The 22,100-nt window shown below is 69.3% G+C and carries 20 protein-coding genes; 9 read left to right on the plus strand and 11 right to left on the minus strand.

Annotated elements, in window-relative coordinates; genetic code table 11:
• Positions 1–69: 69 nt before the first annotated feature.
• A complete protein-coding gene (locus EDD31_RS09170) occupies positions 70–1,509 on the minus strand; it encodes a serine hydrolase domain-containing protein (RefSeq protein WP_123303878.1) in 1,440 nt (479 codons plus the stop codon).
• Positions 1,510–1,679: 170 nt separating this feature from the next.
• On the opposite strand from EDD31_RS09170, the gene EDD31_RS09175 reads away from it, so the two are divergent.
• Together EDD31_RS09175 and EDD31_RS09180 are read left to right on the plus strand one after the other, a co-directional pair.
• Positions 1,680–2,324 (plus strand): NAD(P)-dependent oxidoreductase, encoded by a 645-nt coding sequence (locus EDD31_RS09175; protein ID WP_123303879.1) that lies wholly within the window; start codon positions 1,680–1,682, stop codon positions 2,322–2,324.
• A 43-nt stretch (positions 2,325–2,367) separates the two neighbouring features.
• Positions 2,368–2,793, plus strand: coding sequence for a hypothetical protein (locus EDD31_RS09180; RefSeq protein WP_123303880.1), 426 nt, complete (start codon positions 2,368–2,370; stop codon positions 2,791–2,793).
• 13 nt (positions 2,794–2,806) lie between these two features.
• Here EDD31_RS09180 and EDD31_RS09185 read toward each other — a convergent pair whose 3' ends face one another.
• The 5 genes from EDD31_RS09185 to EDD31_RS09205 are packed head-to-tail and all read right to left on the minus strand — an operon-like array spanning position 2,807 to position 8,019.
• Entirely contained in the window at positions 2,807–3,805 is a 999-nt protein-coding gene (locus tag EDD31_RS09185; RefSeq protein ID WP_123303881.1) for a siderophore-interacting protein, read from the minus strand.
• Entirely contained in the window at positions 3,805–4,884 is a 1,080-nt protein-coding gene (locus tag EDD31_RS09190) for an iron-siderophore ABC transporter substrate-binding protein (protein ID WP_123303882.1), read from the minus strand. The genes EDD31_RS09185 and EDD31_RS09190 overlap by 1 nt, the downstream gene beginning before the upstream one ends.
• Positions 4,885–4,934: 50 nt before the next feature.
• Complete coding sequence (locus tag EDD31_RS09195; RefSeq protein WP_123303883.1) at positions 4,935–5,783, minus strand: ABC transporter ATP-binding protein; 849 nt, start codon at positions 5,781–5,783, stop codon at positions 4,935–4,937.
• On the minus strand, positions 5,780–6,901 hold the full coding sequence (locus EDD31_RS09200; protein ID WP_245991093.1) for a FecCD family ABC transporter permease: 1,122 nt from the start codon (positions 6,899–6,901) through the stop codon (positions 5,780–5,782). The genes EDD31_RS09195 and EDD31_RS09200 overlap by 4 nt, the downstream gene beginning before the upstream one ends.
• On the minus strand, positions 6,898–8,019 hold the full coding sequence (locus EDD31_RS09205) for a FecCD family ABC transporter permease (RefSeq protein ID WP_245991095.1): 1,122 nt from the start codon (positions 8,017–8,019) through the stop codon (positions 6,898–6,900). Before EDD31_RS09205 ends, EDD31_RS09200 begins: the two co-directional genes overlap by 4 nt.
• Positions 8,020–8,183: 164 nt before the next feature.
• On the opposite strand from EDD31_RS09205, the gene EDD31_RS09210 reads away from it, so the two are divergent.
• Positions 8,184–9,797: an OmpA family protein gene (locus tag EDD31_RS09210; RefSeq protein ID WP_170163261.1), complete on the plus strand. Its 1,614-nt coding sequence runs from the start codon at positions 8,184–8,186 to the stop codon at positions 9,795–9,797.
• A gap of 77 nt (positions 9,798–9,874) precedes the next feature.
• Positions 9,875–10,891 carry an adenosine deaminase gene (gene add, locus EDD31_RS09215; RefSeq protein WP_483964267.1) on the plus strand — a complete coding sequence of 339 codons (1,017 nt, stop codon included), beginning with the start codon at positions 9,875–9,877 and terminating at the stop codon, positions 10,889–10,891.
• A gap of 80 nt (positions 10,892–10,971) precedes the next feature.
• Here add and EDD31_RS09220 read toward each other — a convergent pair whose 3' ends face one another.
• From EDD31_RS09220 to EDD31_RS09235, 4 genes are read right to left on the minus strand one after another with little or no spacing between them, the layout of a single operon-like run.
• Entirely contained in the window at positions 10,972–11,985 is a 1,014-nt protein-coding gene (locus tag EDD31_RS09220) for an ABC transporter substrate-binding protein (protein ID WP_123303886.1), read from the minus strand.
• Positions 11,982–12,689: an ABC transporter permease gene (locus tag EDD31_RS09225; RefSeq protein WP_123303887.1), complete on the minus strand. Its 708-nt coding sequence runs from the start codon at positions 12,687–12,689 to the stop codon at positions 11,982–11,984. Before EDD31_RS09225 ends, EDD31_RS09220 begins: the two co-directional genes overlap by 4 nt.
• Positions 12,686–13,366, minus strand: coding sequence for an ABC transporter permease (locus EDD31_RS09230; RefSeq protein ID WP_123303888.1), 681 nt, complete (start codon positions 13,364–13,366; stop codon positions 12,686–12,688). Before EDD31_RS09230 ends, EDD31_RS09225 begins: the two co-directional genes overlap by 4 nt.
• Positions 13,366–14,172: an ABC transporter ATP-binding protein gene (locus tag EDD31_RS09235; protein ID WP_123303889.1), complete on the minus strand. Its 807-nt coding sequence runs from the start codon at positions 14,170–14,172 to the stop codon at positions 13,366–13,368. The genes EDD31_RS09230 and EDD31_RS09235 overlap by 1 nt, the downstream gene beginning before the upstream one ends.
• Positions 14,173–14,260: 88 nt before the next feature.
• On the opposite strand from EDD31_RS09235, the gene EDD31_RS09240 reads away from it, so the two are divergent.
• Complete coding sequence (locus EDD31_RS09240; protein WP_123303890.1) at positions 14,261–15,697, plus strand: dihydrolipoyl dehydrogenase family protein; 1,437 nt, start codon at positions 14,261–14,263, stop codon at positions 15,695–15,697.
• On the opposite strand, the gene EDD31_RS09245 is transcribed toward EDD31_RS09240, so the two are convergent.
• Positions 15,676–16,764 (minus strand): LacI family DNA-binding transcriptional regulator, encoded by a 1,089-nt coding sequence (locus EDD31_RS09245; protein ID WP_245991098.1) that lies wholly within the window; start codon positions 16,762–16,764, stop codon positions 15,676–15,678. The two genes, EDD31_RS09240 and EDD31_RS09245, sit on opposite strands and share 22 nt — an antisense overlap.
• 140 nt (positions 16,765–16,904) lie before the next feature.
• On the opposite strand from EDD31_RS09245, the gene EDD31_RS09250 reads away from it, so the two are divergent.
• The 4 genes from EDD31_RS09250 to EDD31_RS09265 all read left to right on the plus strand — a co-directional run bounded on the left by EDD31_RS09250 (position 16,905) and on the right by EDD31_RS09265 (position 22,068).
• Entirely contained in the window at positions 16,905–17,822 is a 918-nt protein-coding gene (locus EDD31_RS09250; RefSeq protein ID WP_123303892.1) for a carbohydrate ABC transporter permease, read from the plus strand.
• Between the two features lie 64 nt (positions 17,823–17,886).
• Positions 17,887–18,756: a carbohydrate ABC transporter permease gene (locus EDD31_RS09255; protein WP_245991330.1), complete on the plus strand. Its 870-nt coding sequence runs from the start codon at positions 17,887–17,889 to the stop codon at positions 18,754–18,756.
• A gap of 53 nt (positions 18,757–18,809) precedes the next feature.
• On the plus strand, positions 18,810–20,195 hold the full coding sequence (locus EDD31_RS09260) for an ABC transporter substrate-binding protein (protein WP_123303894.1): 1,386 nt from the start codon (positions 18,810–18,812) through the stop codon (positions 20,193–20,195).
• A gap of 94 nt (positions 20,196–20,289) precedes the next feature.
• Complete coding sequence (locus EDD31_RS09265) at positions 20,290–22,068, plus strand: glycoside hydrolase family 35 protein (RefSeq protein WP_123303895.1); 1,779 nt, start codon at positions 20,290–20,292, stop codon at positions 22,066–22,068.
• Positions 22,069–22,100 lie beyond the last annotated feature (32 nt).

Consider the following 22,100-nt stretch of genomic DNA (forward strand, 5'->3'; position numbering starts at 1 on the left):
AACGGTGGTCGCCGCACCGGCGCCCGACGGCGCGAGCGGCTGGCACTTGGTGGACTTCGAGGTGCGGGCTCAACCCGCCGCCTGCCGCGCCACCTCCAGCGGCACGATGAGCGTGGCCAGGCTGGCTCGCCACAACGGTGTGGTGTGCCAACGTGCGGCCAGGGAACCATCGCTGTCCCGGCGCAGCTCGATCCGATGCGGCGAGGTCAGGTCCGCGATCTCCACGACCAGCACGCCACCGTCCAGTTCCTCGGCACGGGCGGCCAGCGCGAGCGCGCACGGAGTGTCCGGCGGCCCGTCCTGGGCCAGGAGCGTTGTCGACCACCGGTCCGCTCGCACCGGCAGCACCCCGCCGGGCGCAGTCCCGTCGGGTGTCGTGCTCGGCGGCAGCGTCAGTTCCCACCCCGAACCGGCCTCGCGTAGCTCCCAGCCGGCGACGTCGACCGATTCACCGCTGGCTGCGACCTCGGGCAGGAACAACCGCGAGTCGCGGGTGTCCCAGGAGTCCAGTGTGGCTACGCGTTTGGCCAGCTCGCTGGCCGCGGCGCGCTCGGCGTCGCTGCCGGGCACCTCCTCCTCGTCCCACTTCTCCAGCAGCGCCCAGAAGGCGTTCAGGATGTGATGTGTCTCGGTCGTGGCGCCCTGATAGGCCAAAGTGATGCCGTGCTCAGGCAGCACCAGGCCGAACTGCCCGTAGGCGCCGTCGAGCCGGAAACCGACCCGATTGCGCCACACCTGATACCCGTAACCCAGCCACCAGTCGTTCGGGGGCTCGCCCTCGGTGGGGGCCGGCGCCTCCGGGTCGCGGTTGGCCGACCACGGCCGGGCGAGCGCCTCCACGTACTCGGCCGGAACGACCTGCCGGCCCTGGAATCGCCCACCGCTTGCCAGGGCGAGAGTGATCCGCGTGATGTCCTCGACGGCAAGGTGGTAGCCGGAGAAGCCCTGCTCCACGCCGTGCGCGTGCCGCATCCATCGCGCGGGGATGCCCAGCGGGTCGAGCAGGCGTGGCTGGAGGTAGGCGGTGAGGTCCTCGCCGGTGAGGTGGGTGACCATCTGGGAGAGCGCGAAGGTCGCGGGCGAGTTGTACACGAAGTGGCTCCCCGGGGTGTGCTCGGGTTCCACCTGGAGTAGCCGGGTGGCGTCGAAGCCGATCTCCGGGAGCTGCTCCGCGCTGTGGCCGGTGTTCATGGTCAGCAGATGGTGGATGGTGAGGGGGTTGGCGGGGAGCCCGAGCACGTCGCTGAGCCGCGCATGCAGGTCCAGGCGCCCCTCGGCCACCAGGAAGCCGATCGCAAGCGCCGTCCAGGTCTTCGAGACGGAGTAGACCAGCGCCGGGCTCTCGCCACGGTGCGGCGCCCAGGAGGCCTCCAGCACCACCGCCCCATCCCGGGCGAGCTGCAGGGCGTGCGGGTCCTGGCCGGATTCCTGCAACGTGTCCAGGAAGTCCAGCGCCGCACGCGCGGGCAGGCCGTGCGCATGCGGGGTACGGCGGGGCAGTGCGGTCATGTCGACTCCATCGGCGTACGGGTGGCAACTCGCCGCTGCCCATCATGCCGGGTGCTCGCCCAAGGTGTGGCGCAGGGAACGGCAGTGCGGGGAAGCTGCCCGGCGCGCGGGGTGTTCACCTGAGGAGCCGGGCACCCCGCCCGAGCCTGGACGCACCACCGGGAGATCCCATGACTGACCTCGTTGTTCTCGGAGGCACCGGCTACGCCGGTGGCCACATCGCCGCTGAAGCCGCACGACGGGGCCTGTCGGTCCGCGCCGTCTCGCGCCACGTGCCGGAACAGCCGGCAGCGGGCGTCGACTACGTGACCGGTGACGTGCTCGACGATGCCTTCCTGGGCAGCGTGCTCGAGGAGGCAGGCACGGCGCTGCTGGCGCTCTCACCCCGTGGCGGCATGGAGGGCCAGGTGCTCACCACGGCCGAGCGGCTCATCCCGATGGCGATCGCCCACGGGGTGCGCCTGGGTGTGATCGGCGGTGCCGGTGGCCTGAAGGTCAGTGCAGACGGACCCCGCCTGGTGGACACGGACTCCTTCCCTGAGGAGATCAGGCCCGAGTCCGAGGAGATGGCGGAGATCTTCGCGCGCCTTCAGTCGGCGCCGGAAGACCTGGACTGGTTCTTCGTCAACCCGGCCGCCGGCTTCGGCGCCCACCAGCCCGGTCAGCGCACCGGCACCTTCCGGCTAGGCGGCGATGTGCTGCTCACCGACGAGGACGGCAACTCCGACATTTCCGGTGCGGACTTCGCGATGGCCGTCGTCGATGAGATCCAGCGCGCCGACCACCGACGAGGCCAGTTCAGCGTCGCGTACTGACGGCCCGCATGCGCGCGGCGGATGCGGCGGCGAGGATGGGGACATGATCTCCAGGGAACTTGCCGCCGAACTCCGCGAGGCCGGTCTGACGTGGACCCCCGCCTCGGGGGACCGCTTCCAGATCAATGGCCCGGACTTCGCCGGGGAGACCTTCACCGTCAGCGAGATGACGATCGAGGCCCATCACTTCCCCACCGGCACGGTGCTCGGATTCAACGGCACCACCGAGTGGGCGTTGGACTCCGTCGCGCTCGAGGATGCGCTCTGGCTCCCACGCGAGCACCAGTTGCGTGAGCTGCTGCGCGGCGCGTTCCGGTCGCTGGAACGCCGGCCCGAGGGCGCGGGCGCGCACCACGTGGTCACCGCTCACGTGGAGGGCGAGGCGCAGGAGTTCACTCACGAGGACGCCGAGGAGGCCTACGGAGCGGCCCTGCTGGCGCTGATCCGCTCCGCCACCCGGGAAACCTAGAGCACGGGGCTGGCTACGCGCCGGGGCGACCCTGGCGCCAGTACCCCATGAAGGACACCTGCTTGCGGCTCAAGCCCACCTGCTGCACCAGGTGACGGCGCAGGCCGGTGATGACCCCGGCCTCGCCGGCCAGCCACGCGTACTCGGTGAAGCCCTCCGGCGTAGAGGTCTCCCAGAGGATCGATTCCTCGTCCACCTCGGGCAGCTCCTGTGGGGGGCCGGTCAGTGCACCCACCGAGCCCTGGCCCGGGCGCCAGGCCGCACGCCGGGCCTCGAAGATCTGCGCCCGGCGCTCGCCCCAGTCACCGACCGCGACCCCGAGCGGCACGCCCAGCGCGGCGCCGTCGCGCGGAAGCCAGTGGATGCGCACGCTGGAGCGCGACGCTACCGCCAACACATCCTCCGCGGTGGGCACCTCCAGGTAGGCCTCGCCGTGATAGTGCTCGGGCAGCGATTCGAGGATGCCGCAGATCGCCGGGACGGCCGTCTCATCGCCGGCCAGCAGCAGATCCCGCGCGGACCCGGGCGTGAAGTCGATCCCGCCGCCCGGGCCCTCGGCCCGGCGGTCGGGGCCGATCACCACGAGTTCGTCCCCCGGCCGGGCCGCCTGAGCGAAGCTGGCCGCCGGGCCGCAGGAGCCATCGGCCTCGACGTGCACCACGAAGTCGATGTCGACCTCCCGCGCCTCGCTGCGCACCTCGCGCACCGTGTAGGTGCGGATCGGGTTGCGCTCGGCGTCATCAAGCTGGCGCCACAGGTTGTACCAGTGCGTCATCGGTGCCGGCGGGTCGTCGAAGAGCCCGATCTCGGGGTAGCTGCCGTCCGCCCGGGGCAGATACACCTTGATGCGCTGATCCCAGCACGCGGGGGACTCCGCAGTGCCGGGAGGGCCGAAGTGCTCGAGCTCCTCGCCGGTGACGGTGAGCCGCAGGAAGTGTGGGGAGAGCCGGGCCACTCGCGCCACCGTGGTGCGGTAGGCGCGAGTGACCGGGCGCACGGCGGTGGACTGCATCAGCCCAGGTTCTCCACGGCGTCCGCCAGCTGCGGGGGCAGCTCCTCCAGAACCACCTCGATACTCAACGGGTTACCGGCGCTGAACGCCGCCGAGAGCGGCTCCTCGGCCTCCAGCAGCACCGCGCGGCCCTCGCTGACCACACTCAGCGACGAGAGCAGCGGGTCGTTCTCCAGTTCCTCGCGGGTGTAGCCGATGGGGAACAGCACGGCGACGTCGGCATCGAAGACCTCGACCTGTTCCTCGGAGACGTCGGCGTAGAAGTTGTCCGGGGTGGCGATATCGGCCGCCGGCCCGTACATCTCGAAGCCGAGCAGCTCGATGATGTCCCAGCGCATGTCACCACCGGTGTGCAGGCCGTAGGCCTCGCCGAACTTCGAACCGGTGACGGCCGTCAGCCCCTCGAACTCGGGGTGGTCGGCGCGGGTCTGGTCGATCAGCTCCTGGGTCTGGGCCACCAGCTCCTCACCCTCCTCGCTGAGGCCGAGGGCCTCGGCGATCAGCTCGGTCTGCGCTTCCCAGCCCGGGTTGAAGTTCGCGGCGTCCTCCGGGCCGGAGATGGTGGGGGCGATGTCGTTGAGGCGGTTGTACTCCTCCTCGTCGTAGCCGGAGTTCACGTTCAGGATCACGTCCGGGTCCATGCTCTGGATCAGCTCGAAGTCCAGGTCTGCGTCGGCCCGGGGGATGACCGTGGGGTCACCCTCGATGAGGTCGACGGCCCAGGGGCCCACCCCGTGGTTCTCCTCGCCGAAGCCGAGCCAGTCATGGATGGCCACCGGCTCCACGCCGAGGGCCAGGGCGATCTCCGCATCGGACCACCCCAGGGCCACCACGCGCAGCTCACCGTCGGGGACGGGAACCTCGGTGGGGCCGTACTTGTGGTTCACCGTGGCGAGGACGCCGTCCTGCGTGGCGTCGGCGTCCTCCTCCCCGGCATCGTCGGTGGCGTCCTCCGTGGTGTCCTCGGACGTGGGCTCCTCAGTGTCCTGGCCGGCGTCGTCGGTGCTGTCACTGCAGGCCGCGAGGGCCAGCACGGACGCCGTCATGACCGCGGCGAAGGTGGTGAGGGATCGCTTCACTTCTACTCCTTGGGGGGTGGTGCCTGCAGGCACGCGGATGCTGCGAGGGGTCAGGGGGAGGTGCGCAGGTGCGCGGGGGAGGCTTTGGGGATCACCAGCGGCCGGCCGGTCTCGGGGTCGTCGATCACCCGTGCGGCGACGCCGAAGACCTCCTCGACGAGCTCGGCGGTGCCGATGCGTTCGGGGGAGCCGTGGTCCACGATCGCGCCGTCGCGCATGGCCACGAGGTGAGTGGCGTAGCGCAGGGCGTGGTTGAGGTCGTGCAGCACGGCCACCAGAGTCCGGCCCTGATGGCGCAACTGCGTGCACAACTCCAGCACCTCGATCTGGTGGGCGATATCCAGGTAGGTGGTGGGCTCATCGAGGAGCAGGATGGGCGTCTGCTGCGCCAGGGCCATGGCGATCCAGGTCCGCTGCCGCTGGCCGCCGGAGAGTTCGTCGACCGCGCGGGTGGCCAGCTCCGTGGTGCCGGTGACCTGCAGCGCTTCCCGCACGGCCGCTTCGTCCTCCACACCCCAGCGCTTGAACAAGCTCTGATGCGGGTGGCGCCCACGGGCGACCAGATCGGCCACGGTGATGCCCTCCGGGGCCACCGATCCCTGCGGCAGCAGACCCACGGTGCGCGCCAGCTGCTTGGTGGGCAGAGACGTGATGGCCGAGCCGTCGAGGAGTACCTGACCGCCCTTCGGGCGGATCAGTCGCGCCAGGCTGCGCAGCAGGGTGGACTTCCCGCAGGCGTTGGGCCCGATGATGACGGTGAAGGAACCCTCCGGGATGTGCAGATCGAGGCCCTCCAGCACGGTGCGGGCGTCGTAGCCTGCGGTGAGGCACTCCGCGGAGAGCCGGTGCTCACCCGCTTCGGTGCCGATGCCGGTTCCCGGCACCTGCGGATCGGTCATGACTGCACCTTCCGGGAGCGGCTGAGGCTGATCAGTAACCAGACCAGGTAGGTGCCCCCCAGCACGAGGGTGATCACGCCGACCGGGAGTGCCACCGGGAGGAAGGCTGCTCGGGCGAGGGCATCGGCACTGGTCAGGAGCAGGGCGCCCATCGCCGCGGCCGGCACGAGCTGGACCGAGGGCGAGGCGGTGAGCCGCAGGGCCAGCTGCGGGGCCACCAGGGCCACGAAGGCGATCGGCCCGGCGGCGGCGGTCACCACGGCCACCAGCACGATCCCGCACAGGAATTGCACGAGCCGGACTCGTTCCAGGCGGACCCCCAGGCCCGCGGCGGCATCGTCGCCCATCTCCATCAGCCGCATGTCGGCCGCCCGGGCAAGCATCAACGGCAGGGTGATCGCCAGTGCGACCAGTAGCGGCAGCACATGGGCCCAGCCGATGGTGTTCACCGACCCGGCGCCCCAGGTGGCCACGGCCATCGCGATCTCCAGGTCCAGCACCGTGATGAGGTAGGTGTTGACCGAGCCCAGGAAGATGCTCACGCCGATCCCGACGATGATGATGCGCAGTCCGGAGACCCCGCCCTTCCAGGCCAGCAGGTTGACGAGCACGCCGGTGCCGAGCCCGCCGGCCACGGCTCCGATGGGCGTGAACCACACCCCGGTCCATCCCAGGGTGGCCACCACGAGAGCGCCGGTGTAGGCGCCGGTGGAGAAACCGATGATGTCCGGGCTGCCGAGGGGGTTGCGGGTCTGGGACTGGAAGACCGCTCCGGCCACCGCGAGTGCGGCGCCGCCCAGCAGGGTGAAGATCACCCTCGGTGCGCGCCACTCGAGCACGATCCGGGCGGTGGCCTCGTCGGTCTGACCCAGCAGGGCCGCCAGGGCGTCGGCCGCGGTGAGCGCGGCCGAACCACTGATCATGTTCCACCAGGCCACGGCCAGGGCCGCCACGGCGAGCGCGCCGGTGACGAGGAGGACCCGTAGGGTGATCGGGGTGCTCAGCCCTGCTATGCGCACGGGCATGACGCCCCGGCGGAACAGCGGGGCTTCCGGCGACACCGAGGCCGGCTGTCGCTCGATCGCGGTGCGGACCGGTGGGGTGCGGGTGGCGGTCACAGGCTCTTCACCGCCTTGCGGCGCGTGAGCCACACCAGCACCGGCGCGCCGAGGAAGGCCGTGACCACGCCGGCGGGCAGCTCTGCGGCGACCACCATCCGGCCGAGGATGTCCGCTGTGAGCACCAGGATCGGGGCGGTCAGCACGCTCAGCGGGATCAGCCACCGGTGGTCCGGCCCGTTGAGCATGCGCAGGGCGTGGGGCACCATCAGCCCGATGAAGGACAGTGGCCCGGCAGCGGCGGTGGCCGCGCCGCACAGCAAGGTGGTGGCGAGCAGGCCGATCACCCGGGTGACTCCCGGTCGGGCGCCCAGCGCTACTGCGGCGTCGTCGCCGAGGGCCAGCGCATTCAGTGCCCGGGGTAGCGCCACGGCCAGCACCAAGCCGACGGCGAGAAAGGGCAGGACGGCGGTGACCTCGTCGAAGCTGCGGCCCTGGAGCGAGCCGGCCGACCAGAAGCGCACCCGGTCGAAGACGTCCGGGCGGACCAGGGTGACCGCGAAGCTGAGGCCGGAGAGCAACGCGCCGATGGCTACGCCGGTGAGCACGAGCTTGGCCGGGCTGGCGCCCATCTGCCCGCTGGTGCCGATGACATAGACCGCCACCGAGACGATCAGGGCACCTGCCACGGCCAGCCAGACGTGCGTGGTGCCCACCGTGGTGCCCATGGTGGCGGAGCCGAGAACCACCGCGGCGTAGGCGCCGGCGTTGACTCCCAGCAGGCCGGGATCGGCCAGCGGGTTGCGGGTCATGGCCTGCATGAGCACCCCGGCCGCGCCCAGTCCGGCGCCCACCATCACTGCCAGCAGAGTGCGCGGCAGGCGGCGTTCCAGGATCAGGATCTCGGTGGTGTCCCGGCTCCCGGGCGGGAGCTCTCCGGCCGCCCAGCTGGTCAGTGTGGCGAGCACACGGGCGGCGGGGATGCTGCCGGATCCGATCATCACGCTGATCAGACACAGTGCCGCGAGAACCGCGAGGGCGGTCAGGATGATCCACGTGCGGCGCCGCCCGGGTGAGCCGAGTTGCTGCGTGTGCTGCAGCTCAGGCTGGGCGATCTGGACGCTCAGGACTACTCCTTCGGCGTGGCGGGACTCCGACGGGAACGACCATGCGGACAAATTAAACAACAGTTACGTGCCGAAATGGTAACGCCTGCCCTTACCGAGGGGAACGGGTCTGTGCCCTCTCACACAGGCGGTGCTCCGAGCAGATCGGGCCTGCCCGGCTGATGACGAGCGGCTGGCAAGATGGACGAGATCGGGACGGAGCCCAAGGGGGGACTGTGCGCATCACACACGTGGCAGTGGTAGCGGCAATGGTGTTGTCGGTGGCGGCGGGTTGCACCGGATCGGAGCCGGAGAGCCCAGTGATCGCGCCCACAGAGGGCGGGAGCGCCGAGGGCGACGCTCCCCAGGACACCCCGGCCGAGGGGGAAGGCGACAACGGCACGCGTGAGGACCCAGCACAAGCCGCCCCCGGTCCAGCAGTGACCGTGACCCGGCCACTGCTGGACACCGAGGTGGAGATCGCTGTGCACGCCGTGGAGGTCGAGGAAGGCCTCGCAGCCCTGATCGTGGACTACATGTCGACCGACGGTAGCGACCTCGGTGATGACATCAGTGACATCACCTTCCTCCACATGCTCTCGGCCACCGACTTGCACATGACCGGTCAGGGCCTGCGGCTGATCGACCCCGAGAACCAGGAGGTCTTCCCGGTTCTCGGCGAGGAGAGAGAGCGGGCAGCGCAGGTCGACACCCCACCCGACGTGGCGGGGTACCGCAGCAGCTCCCTCCATGCCGCCCCGGACGTCGAGCAGATCGACCTCCTCATTCCGGGCCTGGGATACGTGGCTGGCATCCCGGTCACGGAAGCCGCCGCGAGCTTCGATGAGATCAGCGGCGAACTCGGTCGCGATCACGAGGCCGTGAGCTACTCCCTGCAGACCTGGTACGAGGACTTCGACGAGGCCAGCACTCTGGAGGAAGACGGTGGGGAGATCACCGTGTCGCTGACCTCGGACCTCCTCTTTGATGCTGAGGAGCACGAGCTGGGATCCGATGCCGAGGCCACCCTGCAGGGCGTCGCCGATGAGGTGGAAGTCGCTGCCGACGGTGGGGAAGTGCTCGTCGTCGGCCACACCGATGACCGCCCCACCGAGGCCTACGACAGCAATCAGGAGCTCTCCGAGTTGCGGGGCGCCGAGGTGGGGGTGCGTCTGGCGGACCTGCTCGGTGAGAGCTTCGATGTGGTCACCGAGGGGCGCGGAGACTCCGAGCCACGGGCCAGGAACACCAGCGAGGACGGGCGCGCGGCCAACCGCCGCGTCGAGGTCCATTTCCAGGGCCAGCGTGTCGACAGCGCAGAGGCGAGTCAGGGGCAGGGGCCTCCTGAGGTCGAGGGCGAGGAAGCCTCTGGCCAGGAGGCCGTCACCGTCGAGGGGTGGGACGTCACGCCGGTCTCGGTGGTTCGTCGCGGAGAGGTACTGGTGGGCACCTTCTCGCTGGCCTACGCCACCGAGGAGGAGCCGGAACTTTTGGACATTCAGGTGATGAATCCGCATCCGACGTATCGCGGCGGGCACGCCACCCGGCGCGGGTACTTCAGTAACTCCCTGGTCGAACTCGGGACGACCCAAGTGACGCTTCTGGGCTTCGGTGAGCGAATCTTCCCTCTCGCCTATGAGGTCAGTGCCGACGGTGTCGAGGAGTCCGAGGACGCCGTGCTCGATGTCGTGACGCGGCTGCTGGGTGAGGAGCGTCTGACCCCGGGAGTCGAGGAGCCTGGCCACAGCCGTCTGATCACGGTGCTCTGGCCCGACCGCGGCCAGGACAGCGTCACCATCGACGTCCCTGGCCAGTTCCGCCTCTCCGACGTCACTGTCGAGACCGAGTAGCTCTCCTGGATGAACGGGTCCGGCTCCTGTCACGAGCACCCGCTAGCGTGAAGCTGCCCCGTCCACCACGTCTGAGGATCCCCATGACTGTGACCCCCGATTTCCTGCGCGCCCTGCCCAAGTGTGAGCTCCACCTGCACCTGGAAGGGACGCTGGAGCCCGAACTCAAGCTCGAACTTGCTCAGCGCAACGGCGTCGACATCGGCCAGTCCACGGTCGAGGAGGTGCGCGCCACCTACCAGTTCGACTCCCTGGCCAGCTTCCTCGCCGTGTACTACCCGGCCATGAACGTGCTGGTCGAGGAGCAGGACTTCTACGACCTCGCCATGGCTTACTTCCGTCGCGCTCAGCAGGACGGCGTGGTGCGTGTGGAGGCCTTCTTCGACCCGCAGGCGCACACCAGCCGCGGCGTGCCGATCGAGAAGGTCATCCTCGGCTACTCGCGGGCCGCCAGGGATGCCGCAGAGCTCGGTATCGACGCCGAGCTGATCCTGTGTTTCCTGCGCGACTTCCCGGCAGACGACGCGCTGCGGACCCTCACCGCCGCGCTGCCCTACAAGGAGCACTTCATCGGCGTGGGGCTCGACTCCGATGAGCGCGACAACCCGCCCTCGAAGTTCGCCGAGGCCTTCAAGCTGGCTCGCGCCGAGAACCTGAAGCTCACCATGCACTGCGACATCGATCAGGTCGGTGCCATCGAGCACATCCGCCAGGTGATCGAGGACATCGGCGTGGACCGGATCGACCACGGCACCAACATCGTGGAGAACCCGGCGCTGGTCGACGTGGTGCGCGAGCGCGGTCTCGGTCTGACCTGCTGCCCCATCTCGAACAGCTTCGTCACCGACGACTCCAAAGCCGGCGACATCGTCTCCCTGCTGCGGTCCGGAGTGAAGGTCATGCTCAACTCCGACGACCCGGCCTATTTCGGCGGCTATGTGGCCGAGAACTACATTGCCCTGTCCAAGAGTACGGACCTCACCCGGGAGGAGTTCGTGCAGCTCGCCCGCAACTCCTTCGACGCCTCCTGGGCCTCTGAGGAGCAGAAGTCGCGCTACGTGGCGCTGCTCGAGGACTACGCGGCCCGCGCCTGACGCACGGCAAAACAGACTGCCCCCGCCGATGTGGCGGGGGCAGTCTGCGTCTCAGCGAGCGCTGGGGTGGAGCGTGACGGTCAGGACCCGCCCAGCAAGCCCTGCTCGCTCAGCCAGTCTGCCGCGATGTCGGACGAACTGGCCTCCTCCTCCACGCTAAGGACGTTGAGCGCGATCAGTTCCTCGGTGGTGAGCACCGCGCTGATCGGGTCGAGTACGAGGGCAATCTCCTCGGCCAGATCCGCATCCACCAGGGGCAGCACGTTCTGGGCGAGGATCATGTTCTCCGGGTCGTCCAAGGTGACGAAGTCACCCGAGGCCAGGTCCGGGTCGGCGGTGTAGATGTCGCCCATGGTGATCGTGCCGTCGCGGATCGCGCCCTTGGTCAGCGGTCCGCCGCTGTCGCCGATGGCCACGAAGGAGACCTCGACGCCGTAGAACTCGGCCAGGCCCTCCGGCCCGTAGGGGCGGCTCTCCAGCTCGGCGTTGCCACCCACGATGATCTCCCCGTCGTAACCGGCGAGGTCAGCGAGGCTGGTGATGCCGTTCTCCTCGGAGAAATCCGTGGTCACGTTGTAGGAGTCGGCGTCCTCGGCCTCGGCGTACTCCAGCACCGTGAGCCCATCGGGCAGCACCTCCGGCAGCGCGTCGGCGACCTCGTCCGAGCTGCGTGCCTCGGTCTCGTCGTCGTAGTGCTGCAGCAGGTTGCCGCTGTACTCGGGCAGCAGGTGCACCTCGCCGCCCTCCATGGCCTGGAGGTAGACGTCACGCTGACCGATCTGGAACTGCCGGTCCACCGTGTGACCGGCGTCCTCGAGGGCCTGAGCGTAGATCTCGGCAATGATCTCGTTGGAGTAGTACGCCTGGGAGCCGACCACGATCGTGCCGACGTCGCCGGCACCGTCCCCGGCGTCCTCTCCGTTCCCGGCATCGTCCTCGCCGTCGTCGTCCCCGGCGTCGGTCTCCGTGTCGGTGTCGGTGTCGTCGCCGGGTTCTCCGAGCGGGTCGCCGGTGCCGCAGGCAGCCAGAGTCAGCGCGGCGATGCCGCTGACCGCGAGGAGCCGTGCGTGGCGGGGGATGCGTGAGTGCTTCATGGGGTTCCTTCCGTGGCAGCTCTTGCGCTGAGCTTGCCCTGATGTCCGGCCGCGCGCACGGCGATGCGCGCGAGGATGGCGAAAAACACGTCGACGACGATGGCGAGGATGACGATCGCGATGGCACCGCCGAGCATCTCCTCGTAGCGGCGCAACGCGATACCGCGCTGCACGTAGATCCCGAGCCCGCCAAGTCCCACATAGGCCGCGAGCACGGCGGTGGCGATCACCTGCAGAGCCGCGCTGCGGAGACCGCCGATGAGCAGGGGCAGGCCCAGTGGGGCCTCGACCCGCAGCAGGACTTGCCAGGGCGTCATGCCCATCGCGCGGGCGGAGTCGGTGACGGCGTGGTCCACGTTCTCCACGCCCGAGTAGGCGCCGGCGAGCACCGAGGGCACGGCGAGCACCACGAAGACCACCGTGGCGGCGATGAGCGCATCGCCGATGCCCACGATCAGGGTGAGCACCGTGAGCAGGCCCAGCGAGGGCAGGGCCCGCCCCGCGCCGGCCACCGCCACGGTGAGTTGTTTGCCGCGCCCGGTGTGCCCCACCAGGTATCCCAGCGGGATGGCGATGACGGCAGAGATCGCCAGCGCGATGAGCGTGTACAGCAGGTGCTCGCCGGTGCGGCTGAGCAGGGTGGCGGTACCGGTCCACTGCTCCTCGGCAGTGAGCCACAGCCACGCTTCGTGGAAGAGGTTCATCCCGCACCTCCAGCGCGCAGGGCCAGGCGGCGGGCCACGCGCGGGGTACGGCGGTTCCACGGCAGCAGGATCCTGCCGAGCAGCACGAGGGTGAGGTCGAAGAACAGGGCGACCACCACGGTGGCCACGATCCCGGTCACGATCTGGGCGGCATTGCCGCGCTGGAGCCCGTCCATGAAGAGGAAGCCGAGGCTGCGGATCCCCACGAGAACGCCCACCGTCACCATGCTCACGGTGCTCACCGCCACCACCCGGAGCCCGGCGAGCAGCACCGGCCCGGCCAGCGGCAACTCCACCGCCCAGAAGCGACTCCAGCCCGAGTACCCCATCGCGGTGGCCGAGGAGCGCGCCGCCGGGTCCACGGCGTCCAGGGCATCGGTCACGAAGCGGGTCATCAACGCCACCGCGTAAATGGTCATCGCGATGATGACGTTGAGCTCGGAAAGGAAACTGATGCCCAGGATGGGCGGGAGCAGCACGAACAGGGCGAGTGAGGGGATCGTGTAGAGCAGGCCGAAGGCGGCCAGCACCGGGCCGCGCGCCCATCCCCAACGCCAGGCGAGCACTCCGGGTGGAATGGCGAGCACGAGTCCGAGCACGATCGGGATCACGCTCAGCCGAGCATGCTGGAGCATCAAATCACCGACCAGGCCGGTGTTGGCCAGGAACCAGTTCATCAGCTGATGACGCCGACAGGCCGGCCATCGTCGTCGACGGCGATCCGGCGGCCGTCCTGGTCGATCACGCGCAGGCGGCGGCGGCCCCGCTCCGCCCCGATGAAGCTCGCCACGAAGTCCGAGGCGGGAGCCGCCAGGATCTCGGCCGGGCTGCCCTGCTGTGCGATGAGCCCGCCGGTGCCCAGGATGACCACCTGATCGCCCAGGCGGAAGGCCTCATCGATGTCATGGGTGACGAAGACGATGGTCTTGGCCAGCTCGCTCTGCAGGCGGAGGAGCTCGTCCTGCAGCTCGGTGCGCACGATCGGATCCACCGCACCGAAGGGCTCATCCATCAGCAGGATGTTCGGGTCGGTGGCCAGGGCCCGTGCCACCCCCACTCGCTGTTGCTGACCCCCGGAGAGTTCGCGCGGATAGCGCCCGGCGAGGGTGCGATCCAGGCCCACGGTGTCCAGCAGCTCCACGCCGCGCTCGCGGGCCGCGCTGCGGGGGATCTTGTTGAGCCGCAGCACCGTGGTGACGTTCTCCAGCACCCGGCGGTGGGGGAGGAGCCCGGCGTTCTGCATGACGTAGCCAATGCTGCGGCGCAGCTCCACGGGGTTGCGCTCGCGGACGTCCGTGCCGTCGATCGTCACGGTTCCCGAGGTCGGATCAACCATGCGGTTGATCATCCGCAGCAGCGTGGTCTTTCCCGAGCCGGAGGACCCCACGAGCACAGTGACCTGGTGAGCGGGAATCACCAGGCTCAGCCCAGACACCGCCTCGGTGCCCCCGAAGCTCTTGGTCACCGCGCGAAACTCGATCATGGTGCTCCTCGGTCGGGTGCGGGTGTCGGTTGCTGAGCGTATGGTCCGAGTACGACATCGGGACTTGCAGGGTAGAGGAGGTGGCGCGATGGCGGGCGGAAACGCCGACTACGACGTCATCGTGATCGGTGCCGGCCCTGTGGGTGAGAACCTGGCTGATCGTGTGGTCCGGCAAGGCTTGAGCGCGGCCATCATCGAAGACCGGCTGGTCGGCGGTGAATGCTCCTACTGGGCCTGCATTCCGTCCAAGGCCTTGCTCCGGCCCGGTGAGGTCCGGCGCGCTGCGCGGGCCGTGGATGGTGCCCGGCAGACGGTGACGGGTGAGCTGGACCGGGCGGCGGTCCTCCAGCGCCGCGACTCCTTCACCAGCAGCTGGGACGACTCGGCTCAGGTGGACTGGCTCGACTCGGCCGGCATCGAGCTGCTGCGTGGTCGCGGCCGGGTCAGTGGGAACCGCGAAGTCACCGTCACCACCCCCGAGGGTGGCCAACGCGTGCTGACCGCTCGCCACGCCGTCGCGATCTGCACCGGCTCCCGCGCACTCGTCCCCGATCTTCCCGGCCTCCGTGAGGCTCGGCCGTGGAGCAACCGCGAAGCCCTGGAGGCCCGGGAGGCACCGGAGAGCCTGCTCGTGATCGGCGGAGGCGTGGTGGCCTGTGAACTGGCAGGCGCCTTCCTTGACCTCGGTTCGCAGGTGACCATGCTGGTGCGCAGCGGACTGCTCGGCGGCTACGAGCCCATGGCGGGAGAGCTCGTGGGGGAGGCGCTGAAGGAGCGCGGTGTGGAGATCCGGCGCGGAGTCTCCGCCACGGCGGTGCGTGTGCACGCCGGCATGCGCGAGGTCGACTGCGATGATGGACGCACGCTGCAGGCGGCCCAGATCCTGGTGGCCACCGGCCGGGAACCGCAGCCCGGCCTTGGCCTGGACACGCTCGGACTGCCCGAGGGGTGGCTGACCGTCGACGAAACGATGCGCGTGCTCGATGACGGCGCACCGATCGAGTGGCTCTACGCGGCGGGCGATGCCAATCACCGGAGCCCGCTCACCCACCAGGGCAAGTACCAGGCCCGCGCCGCCGGAGACGCCATCGCGGCCCGGGCCCTCGGCGGCTCGGTCGACGCCGGGCCGTGGGGAGTGCACGCCGCCACCGCCGATCACCTCGCTGCCACCCAGGTGGTCTTCACTGATCCCCAGGTGGCCATGGTCGGACGCACTGCGGAGGCCGCCGCGGAGGCAGGGCTGCGCACTCGCGTGGTCGACTACGACCTCGGCTCCGTGGCCGGTGCGGCCATCCACGCCGATGGCTACACCGGTGCGGCCCGGATGGTGGTGGATGAGGAGCGCTCCGTCATCGTGGGGATGACCTTCGTCGGGCAGGACGTCGCCGAGCTGGCCCAGTCGGCCGCGATCGCCATCGCGGCGGAGGTGCCCGTGGCGCGGCTATGGCACGCCGTTCCCGCCTTCCCCACCATGAGCGAGGTGTGGCTCCGCCTGCTGGAAGCTTATGGGCGCCCGCGCGCCTGATCCGGCGCGGGGCCCTGATCCGGCGCGGGGCCCACGCTGGCGCGGACCATGAGCTCGACCGGGAGCAGCACCCGCTCCTCAGGCTGGTCACCGGTGCGGATCTGATCGAGGAGCAAGTCCACCAGGCGCTGGCCGATGCGCCGGAAGTCCTGGGCCACCGACGTCAGCGGCGGCCAGAGGTGAGCCGATTCGGGAATGTCGTCGAAGCCCACCACGGAGACGTCATCGGGGATGCGCAGGCCGCGCTCGTACAGTGCGCGGTATAGCCCTAGGGCCATCTGGTCGTTGGCGCAGAACACGGCGCTGGTCTGGCCGGAGAGGACCAAGCCGGCGATGGTCTGGCCTACCTCGTAACCCGATTGCGCCGACCAGTCGCCGTGGTGGGGCGCCGGAACCGGCCGCCCGGCGGCTTCCAAGGCTTCCTGCCACGCGCTGAGGCGCTCGGCCGCCGGCAGGGAGTCCTCCGGGCCGGCCAGGTGCGTCACGGTGCGATGTCCCAGGTCGAGCAGGTGGTTCACCGCCATCACGGTTCCCGCGTGCTGATCGGTGGCCACCGCCGGATGGTGGCCGACGAAGTGGGAGTCCGAGACGACCACCGGCACATGTGAGGGAATGGAGAGTGTCTCCGGGGCAGTGCTCTCCGCCCGGATGATCACCACGCCGTCGATGGCCATGGAGGCGAGACCGGCCGCCGCCGCGCTGACATCGTGCGACGTGGGGGTGCGCACGTCGGCGAGGGTGACGCCGTAGCCTGCTTGCCGGGCTGCTTCGACCACGCCCTCGACGGTGCGGGACTCACCGGTACGCGCGAGCTGGTGGGCGATGATGCCGATGGTCCGGAAGGTGCCGTGCTTGAGGGCCCGGGCCGCCGAGTTGGGCACGTAGCCCACCTGCCGCATTGCCTCCATCACCTTGTCGCGGGTCTCGGGCCGAACGCCGGAGTAGCCGGTGGAGACCCGCGAGACCGTTTGCGTGGAGACTCCGGCCACCGCCGCGACATCAGCAATGGAGGGGGCGCCACGCGAGCGAGCCCGGGCCGGCGTCTCCGGTGCGCGAGACTGCTGCACGGCTGGCTCCATAGGGGTGACCTCCGCGGCGCCCGGGCGGTCCGAGTTCCGATCGACGTTGACAAGACGGGTCAGTGGTGCCACTCTAGCGGCAACCGATGTTTACGTAAACATCGGTGCCAGAGGCACAGAGGAGTGACATGGCATTGAGTGCGGACGCGACCGCGGCGATCATTCCGCCCACCGCGCATCGCCAGCGGCGATCGTGGCTGCCGTGGACCTTCATCGGGCCCTTCATGGCGGTCTTCGCCCTGGTGTTCCTCGCGCCGATTGCCTACTCGCTGTTCATCAGCCTCTTCCGCGACCAGCTTGTCGGTGGCTCGGTCTTCGTTGGGCTCGACAACTACGTGCGCGCGCTCAACGACCCTCAGTTCTGGGAGTCCCTCACCCGCGTCAGCCTCTTCCTCGTGGTCCAGGTGCCGATCATGCTCGGCATCTCGCTGTTCGTGGCGCTGGCGCTGGACAGCGCCCGTCTGTACGGCTCGAACTTCTTCCGTATCGCGATCTTCCTGCCCTACGCCGTACCCGCCGTCGTGGCTGCGCTGATGTGGGGCTTCATGTACGGCACGCGCTTCGGCCTCGTGGGCAATCTCAACGACCTCTTCGGGGTTTCCCTGCCGAACCCCCTCTCACCGGATCTCGTGCTGGTGGCCATCGGCAACATCGTCACGTGGGAGTTCGTGGGATACAACATGCTGATCTTCTACTCGGCGCTGCGCGTCATCCCGCACTCGCTCTACGAGGCAGCCGAGATCGATGGCGCCGGTCAGTGGCGGGTGGTCCGCTCGATCAAGCTCCCCGCCATCCGGGGCGCGCTGGTGATCGCCACGATCTTCTCCATCATCGGTAGCTTCCAGCTCTTCAACGAACCGAGCATCCTGCAGAGCTTGGCGCCGAACGCCATTACCAGCTACTTCACGCCCAACCTGTACGCCTACAACCTGTCCTTCTCCGGGCAGCAGTACAACTACGCCGCCACCGTTGCGATCATCATGGGCCTGGTCACCATGCTCGTGGCCTACGCCGTGCAGCTGCGTGGCATGCGCAAGGAGGCATGACGTGGCCGTCAACGTCAATCCCGTACCGCTGGCCGCCGTCGCCAAGCCGAAACGCCGCGCCACACTGAAGCCCCGCCGCGGCTCCCTGGAACGGCCGCGCCGCAGCCCTCTGCTCACCGTGGTCACCGGGATCGTGCTGATCTACAGCGTGGTGCCACTGCTATGGCTCTTCATCAACTCCACCAAGACCCAGAGCAGCCTCTTCTCCTCCTTCGGACTGTGGTTTTCCGGGGAGTTCGCGCTCTGGGACAACATCGTCGCCACCGTCACCTACAACGACGGCGTCTTCCTGCGCTGGTTCGGCAACACGATCCTCTACGTCGTGGCCGGAGCAGGCGGTGCCACCTTCCTGGCGATCATCGGTGGCTACGCACTGGCCAAGTTCACCTTCCCCGGCAAGCGGGCGGTCTTCGCGGTGGTCATCGGCGCCATCGCGGTGCCGAACACGGCCCTGGCGGTGCCCACCTTCTTGATGTTCAGCCGGCTGGACCTGACGAACACTCCGTGGTCGGTGATCATCCCCTCGCTCATCTCGCCCTTCGGCCTCTACCTCATGTGGACCTTCGCGAGCGAGGCGATCCCCACCGAGCTGCTCGAGGCGGCCCGTGTCGACGGCGCGGGCGAGTGGCGCACCTTCTTCACCATCAGCCTGCGGCTCCTGGCCCCCGGCATCGTCACGGTGGTCCTCTTCACCACCGTGGCCACCTGGAACAACTACTTCCTGCCACTGATCATGCTCCGGGATCCCGCGTGGTATCCGCTGACGATCGGCCTCAACTCCTGGAATGCCCAGGCGGCCACCGCCGGTGGTGAAGCCATCTTCAACCTGGTGATCACCGGTTCTCTGCTCACCATCGTGCCCCTCATCGCAGCATTCCTGCTGCTCCAGCGCTTCTGGCAGTCCGGTCTGGCTGCCGGAAGCGTCAAGGAGTGAAAGACCGCTCCCGCACCGATTGACCCTGCACACCCTTTGACGAAGGAGTCACCATGACCCGATCCACACCCCGCGCCCTCCGTGGCGTGGCCATCACCGCCGCAGCGGCCCTGGTCCTGGCCGCCTGCGGCAACGGCGCCGACGACGGCGACGCCCCGGACGGCGGCGAAGACGAATCCACCACCGACAACGAAGGTGACGAGCCGACGACCGACGACGGCCACGACGATGCCCTCGGCGAGGGTGGTGAGATCACCGTGTGGGCCTGGGATCCGACGCTGGAGAGCGTGGCGTCCGACTTCATGGAGCTGCACGAGAACGTCACCGTCGACATCGTCAACGTCGGCACCGGTGACGACCAGTACACCGCCCTGCAGAACGCGATCTCCGCAGGCAGCGGCGGGCCCGACATCGCGCAGGTCGAATTCTACGCCCTGCCCCAGTTCGTGCTGGGCGAGGCGCTCGCCGATCTCAGCCAGTACGGCGCGAGTGACCTCGACGGCACCTTCACCCCCGGCCCCTGGGGTGCAGTCACCCAGGACGAGGGCGTCTACGCCCTGCCGACCGACTCCGGCCCGATGGCGCTGTTCTACAACGCCCGGATCTTCGACGAGCACGGCCTGGACGTGCCCGAGACCTGGGAGGAGTACCGCGAGGTGGGCCGCGAGCTGCAGGACGCCGACCCGAACGCGCACATCACCAACGACACCGGCGACGCCGGCTTCACCACCAGCTTGATCTGGCAGGCCGGCGGCCACCCCTTCCAGGTGGACGGCACCGACATCACCGTGGATCTCGCCGACGAGGGCTCGCAGGTCTTCTCCGAGTTCTGGGAGACGATGGTCGACGAGGAGCTGGTCGCCCCGGTCTCCTCGTGGAGCGATGAGTGGTACCAGGGCCTCAGCGACGGGTCGATCGCGACCCTGGTGATCGGCGCCTGGATGCGTGGCAACCTCGAATCCAGCGTGGGCGAAGCCTCCGGCGACTGGGCCGTCGCCCCCATGCCCCAGTGGGAGGCCGGCGCCTCGGCCACGGCCGAGAACGGCGGGAGCTCGCTGGCCATCATGGAGGCCAGCCAGCAGCAGGAGCTCGCCTACGCCTTCCTCGACTACGCCACGGTCGGTGACGGCGTGCAGACCCGCATCGACGAAGGCGCCTTCCCCGCCACCGTCGAGCACCTGGAGGACGAGGACTTCACCACCGTCGAGTTCGACTACTTCGGTGGTCAGCGCGTCAACGAGGTGCTCGCGGACTCGGCTGCCAACGTCGTCGAGGGTTGGCAGTACCTGCCCTACCAGGTCTACGCCAACAGCATCTTCAACGACCACGTCGGTCAGGCCTACGTCTCGGGAACCACGATCGCCGAGGGCCTGGAGTCCTGGGAACAGGCTCTCGTGACCTACGGCAACGACCAGGGCTTCACCGTCAGCGCCGAGTAGTACCCCGTGGGGGCGCGCCTGCCCGGCGCGCCCCCACACCATGCCCCGACGAACCCGCGCCCCACCGCACCCGCGCGCCACCCCACGAGGAGCGATGAGTACCTTCGAGATCGGCCCCGAGCACTTCCTGCTCGATGGGCGCGAGCACCAGATCCTGTCCGGTGCCATGCACTATTTCCGGATCCACCCCGAGCAGTGGGCCGATCGCATCGCCACCGCCCAGGCCATGGGGTTGAACACCATCGAGACCTACGTGGCGTGGAACTTCCACGCGCCGCAGCGGGGCGAGTTCCGCACCGAGGGCCAACACGACCTGGCGCGCTACCTCCGGCTGATCCATGACGCCGGCATGCACGCGATCGTGCGGCCCGGGCCCTACATCTGCGCGGAATGGGACAGCGGAGGGATCCCTGCGTGGCTGCTCGCCGATCCGCAGGTGCAGATGCGCCGCAGCGAGCCGCGTTACCTGGCGGCAGTCCAGGAGTACTTCGACGCCCTGCTGCCCCTCATCGCGCCCTTGCAGATCGATCAGGGCGGTCCGGTGCTCATGGTCCAGGTGGAGAACGAGTACGGCGCCTACGGCGAGGACGCCGACTACCTCCGCACCCTCGTGACGATGATGCGTGACGGCGGGATCACCGTCCCGCTCTTCACCTGCGACCAGGCCGACGACCGCATGCTCGCCCGCGGTGGACTGCCGGAACTGCACCGCACCGCCACCTTCGGCTCCCGCAGCCCGGAGCGCCTGGCCACCTTGCGTCGCCACCAGCCCACCGGGCCGCTGATGTGCATGGAGTACTGGAACGGCTGGTTCGATGCCTGGGGCGAGGACCACCATGTGACAGACCCCCACGGCAACGCCGAGGACCTCCGGCTGCTGCTGGAATCGGGCGCCTCGGTCAACCTGTACATGGTGCACGGCGGCACCAACTTCGGATTCACCAGCGGCGCGAACGACAAGGGCAACTACCGCCCCACCATCACCTCCTACGACTACGACGCGCCCATGGCCGAGGACGGCACCCCCACCGCCAAGTACGAGGCCTTCCAGGCCGTGCTCCGCGGGCACCAGCGCCTGGCGCCGGAGCCCGTGCCGCGCCGTGCGCCCGCGCCCTCCTTCGCCATCGAGGCACCATCGTCCAGCACCCCACTGTGGTCCGTCGTCGACGAGAACCTGGAATGGGCCGACTTCCTCGAGGCGCCCACGCACGAGGAGATCGGTGCGCTCGCAGGCTTCTCGCTGTACCGCACCGAGCTCGACCTCCCCGAGCCTGCGCTGCTGACCATCGGAGAGAGCCGTGACCGCATCCAGGTCTTCCTCGATCGCCGGCCGGTGGGCGTGCTCGACCGTTCCGAAGGCCATCGCGCACTCAGCCTCCCCGGGCTTGGGCGCGTCACCCTGGAACTGCTCGTCGAGGACCAGGGCCGGGTGAACTACGGCCCCCGCATCGGTGAGCCCAAGGGCGTGATCGGCCCGGTCCTGCTCGACGGCGAGCCGGTGCGTCACTGGCAGGCCGCGCCGCTGCCGGTTGATGCGTGGGCGCAGGCGGCCGCTGCTGAGGCGCCCCCCGCTCCAGGGGTGTCGCTGCCGGGTCTGTCCGCTCCCTCACTGACGGTGTGGTCCCTTGGCGGGCGCACCCCGGCCGACCTCTTCCTGGACACCAGCGGTTTCGGAAAGGGCGTGGCGTGGTTCAACAACTGGAACCTCGGCCGCTTCTGGGGCAAGGGGCCGCAGCAGACCCTCTACGTACCCGCACCGCTGGTGTGTGAGGACGCCAACACCCTGACCGTGCTCGAACTCCAGGGGGCGGCCGATGCCACGGCCCGCTTCCTCACCCATCCGCAGTGGTCGACGACGACCGCTGACGACTGAGGGGCTGGCAGCGCTGCCAGGACCCGAGATGC

Origin of the sequence: Bogoriella caseilytica (assembly GCF_003752405.1) — a bacterium.
GTDB classification, from domain to species: domain Bacteria; phylum Actinomycetota; class Actinomycetes; order Actinomycetales; family Actinomycetaceae; genus Allobogoriella; species Allobogoriella caseilytica.

Coding starts and splice junctions, on each gene's coding strand:
- EDD31_RS09170 (WP_123303878.1), bottom strand. CDS start 1,509: ATGACCGCACTGCCCCGCCGTACCCCGCATGCGCACGGCCTGCCCGCG.
- EDD31_RS09175 (WP_123303879.1), top strand. CDS start 1,680: ATGACTGACCTCGTTGTTCTCGGAGGCACCGGCTACGCCGGTGGCCAC.
- EDD31_RS09180 (WP_123303880.1), top strand. CDS start 2,368: ATGATCTCCAGGGAACTTGCCGCCGAACTCCGCGAGGCCGGTCTGACG.
- EDD31_RS09185 (WP_123303881.1), bottom strand. CDS start 3,805: ATGCAGTCCACCGCCGTGCGCCCGGTCACTCGCGCCTACCGCACCACG.
- EDD31_RS09195 (WP_123303883.1), bottom strand. CDS start 5,783: ATGACCGATCCGCAGGTGCCGGGAACCGGCATCGGCACCGAAGCGGGT.
- EDD31_RS09220 (WP_123303886.1), bottom strand. CDS start 11,985: ATGAAGCACTCACGCATCCCCCGCCACGCACGGCTCCTCGCGGTCAGC.
- EDD31_RS09225 (WP_123303887.1), bottom strand. CDS start 12,689: ATGAACCTCTTCCACGAAGCGTGGCTGTGGCTCACTGCCGAGGAGCAG.
- EDD31_RS09230 (WP_123303888.1), bottom strand. CDS start 13,366: ATGAACTGGTTCCTGGCCAACACCGGCCTGGTCGGTGATTTGATGCTC.
- EDD31_RS09235 (WP_123303889.1), bottom strand. CDS start 14,172: ATGATCGAGTTTCGCGCGGTGACCAAGAGCTTCGGGGGCACCGAGGCG.
- EDD31_RS09240 (WP_123303890.1), top strand. CDS start 14,261: ATGGCGGGCGGAAACGCCGACTACGACGTCATCGTGATCGGTGCCGGC.
- EDD31_RS09250 (WP_123303892.1), top strand. CDS start 16,905: ATGGCATTGAGTGCGGACGCGACCGCGGCGATCATTCCGCCCACCGCG.
- EDD31_RS09260 (WP_123303894.1), top strand. CDS start 18,810: ATGACCCGATCCACACCCCGCGCCCTCCGTGGCGTGGCCATCACCGCC.
- EDD31_RS09265 (WP_123303895.1), top strand. CDS start 20,290: ATGAGTACCTTCGAGATCGGCCCCGAGCACTTCCTGCTCGATGGGCGC.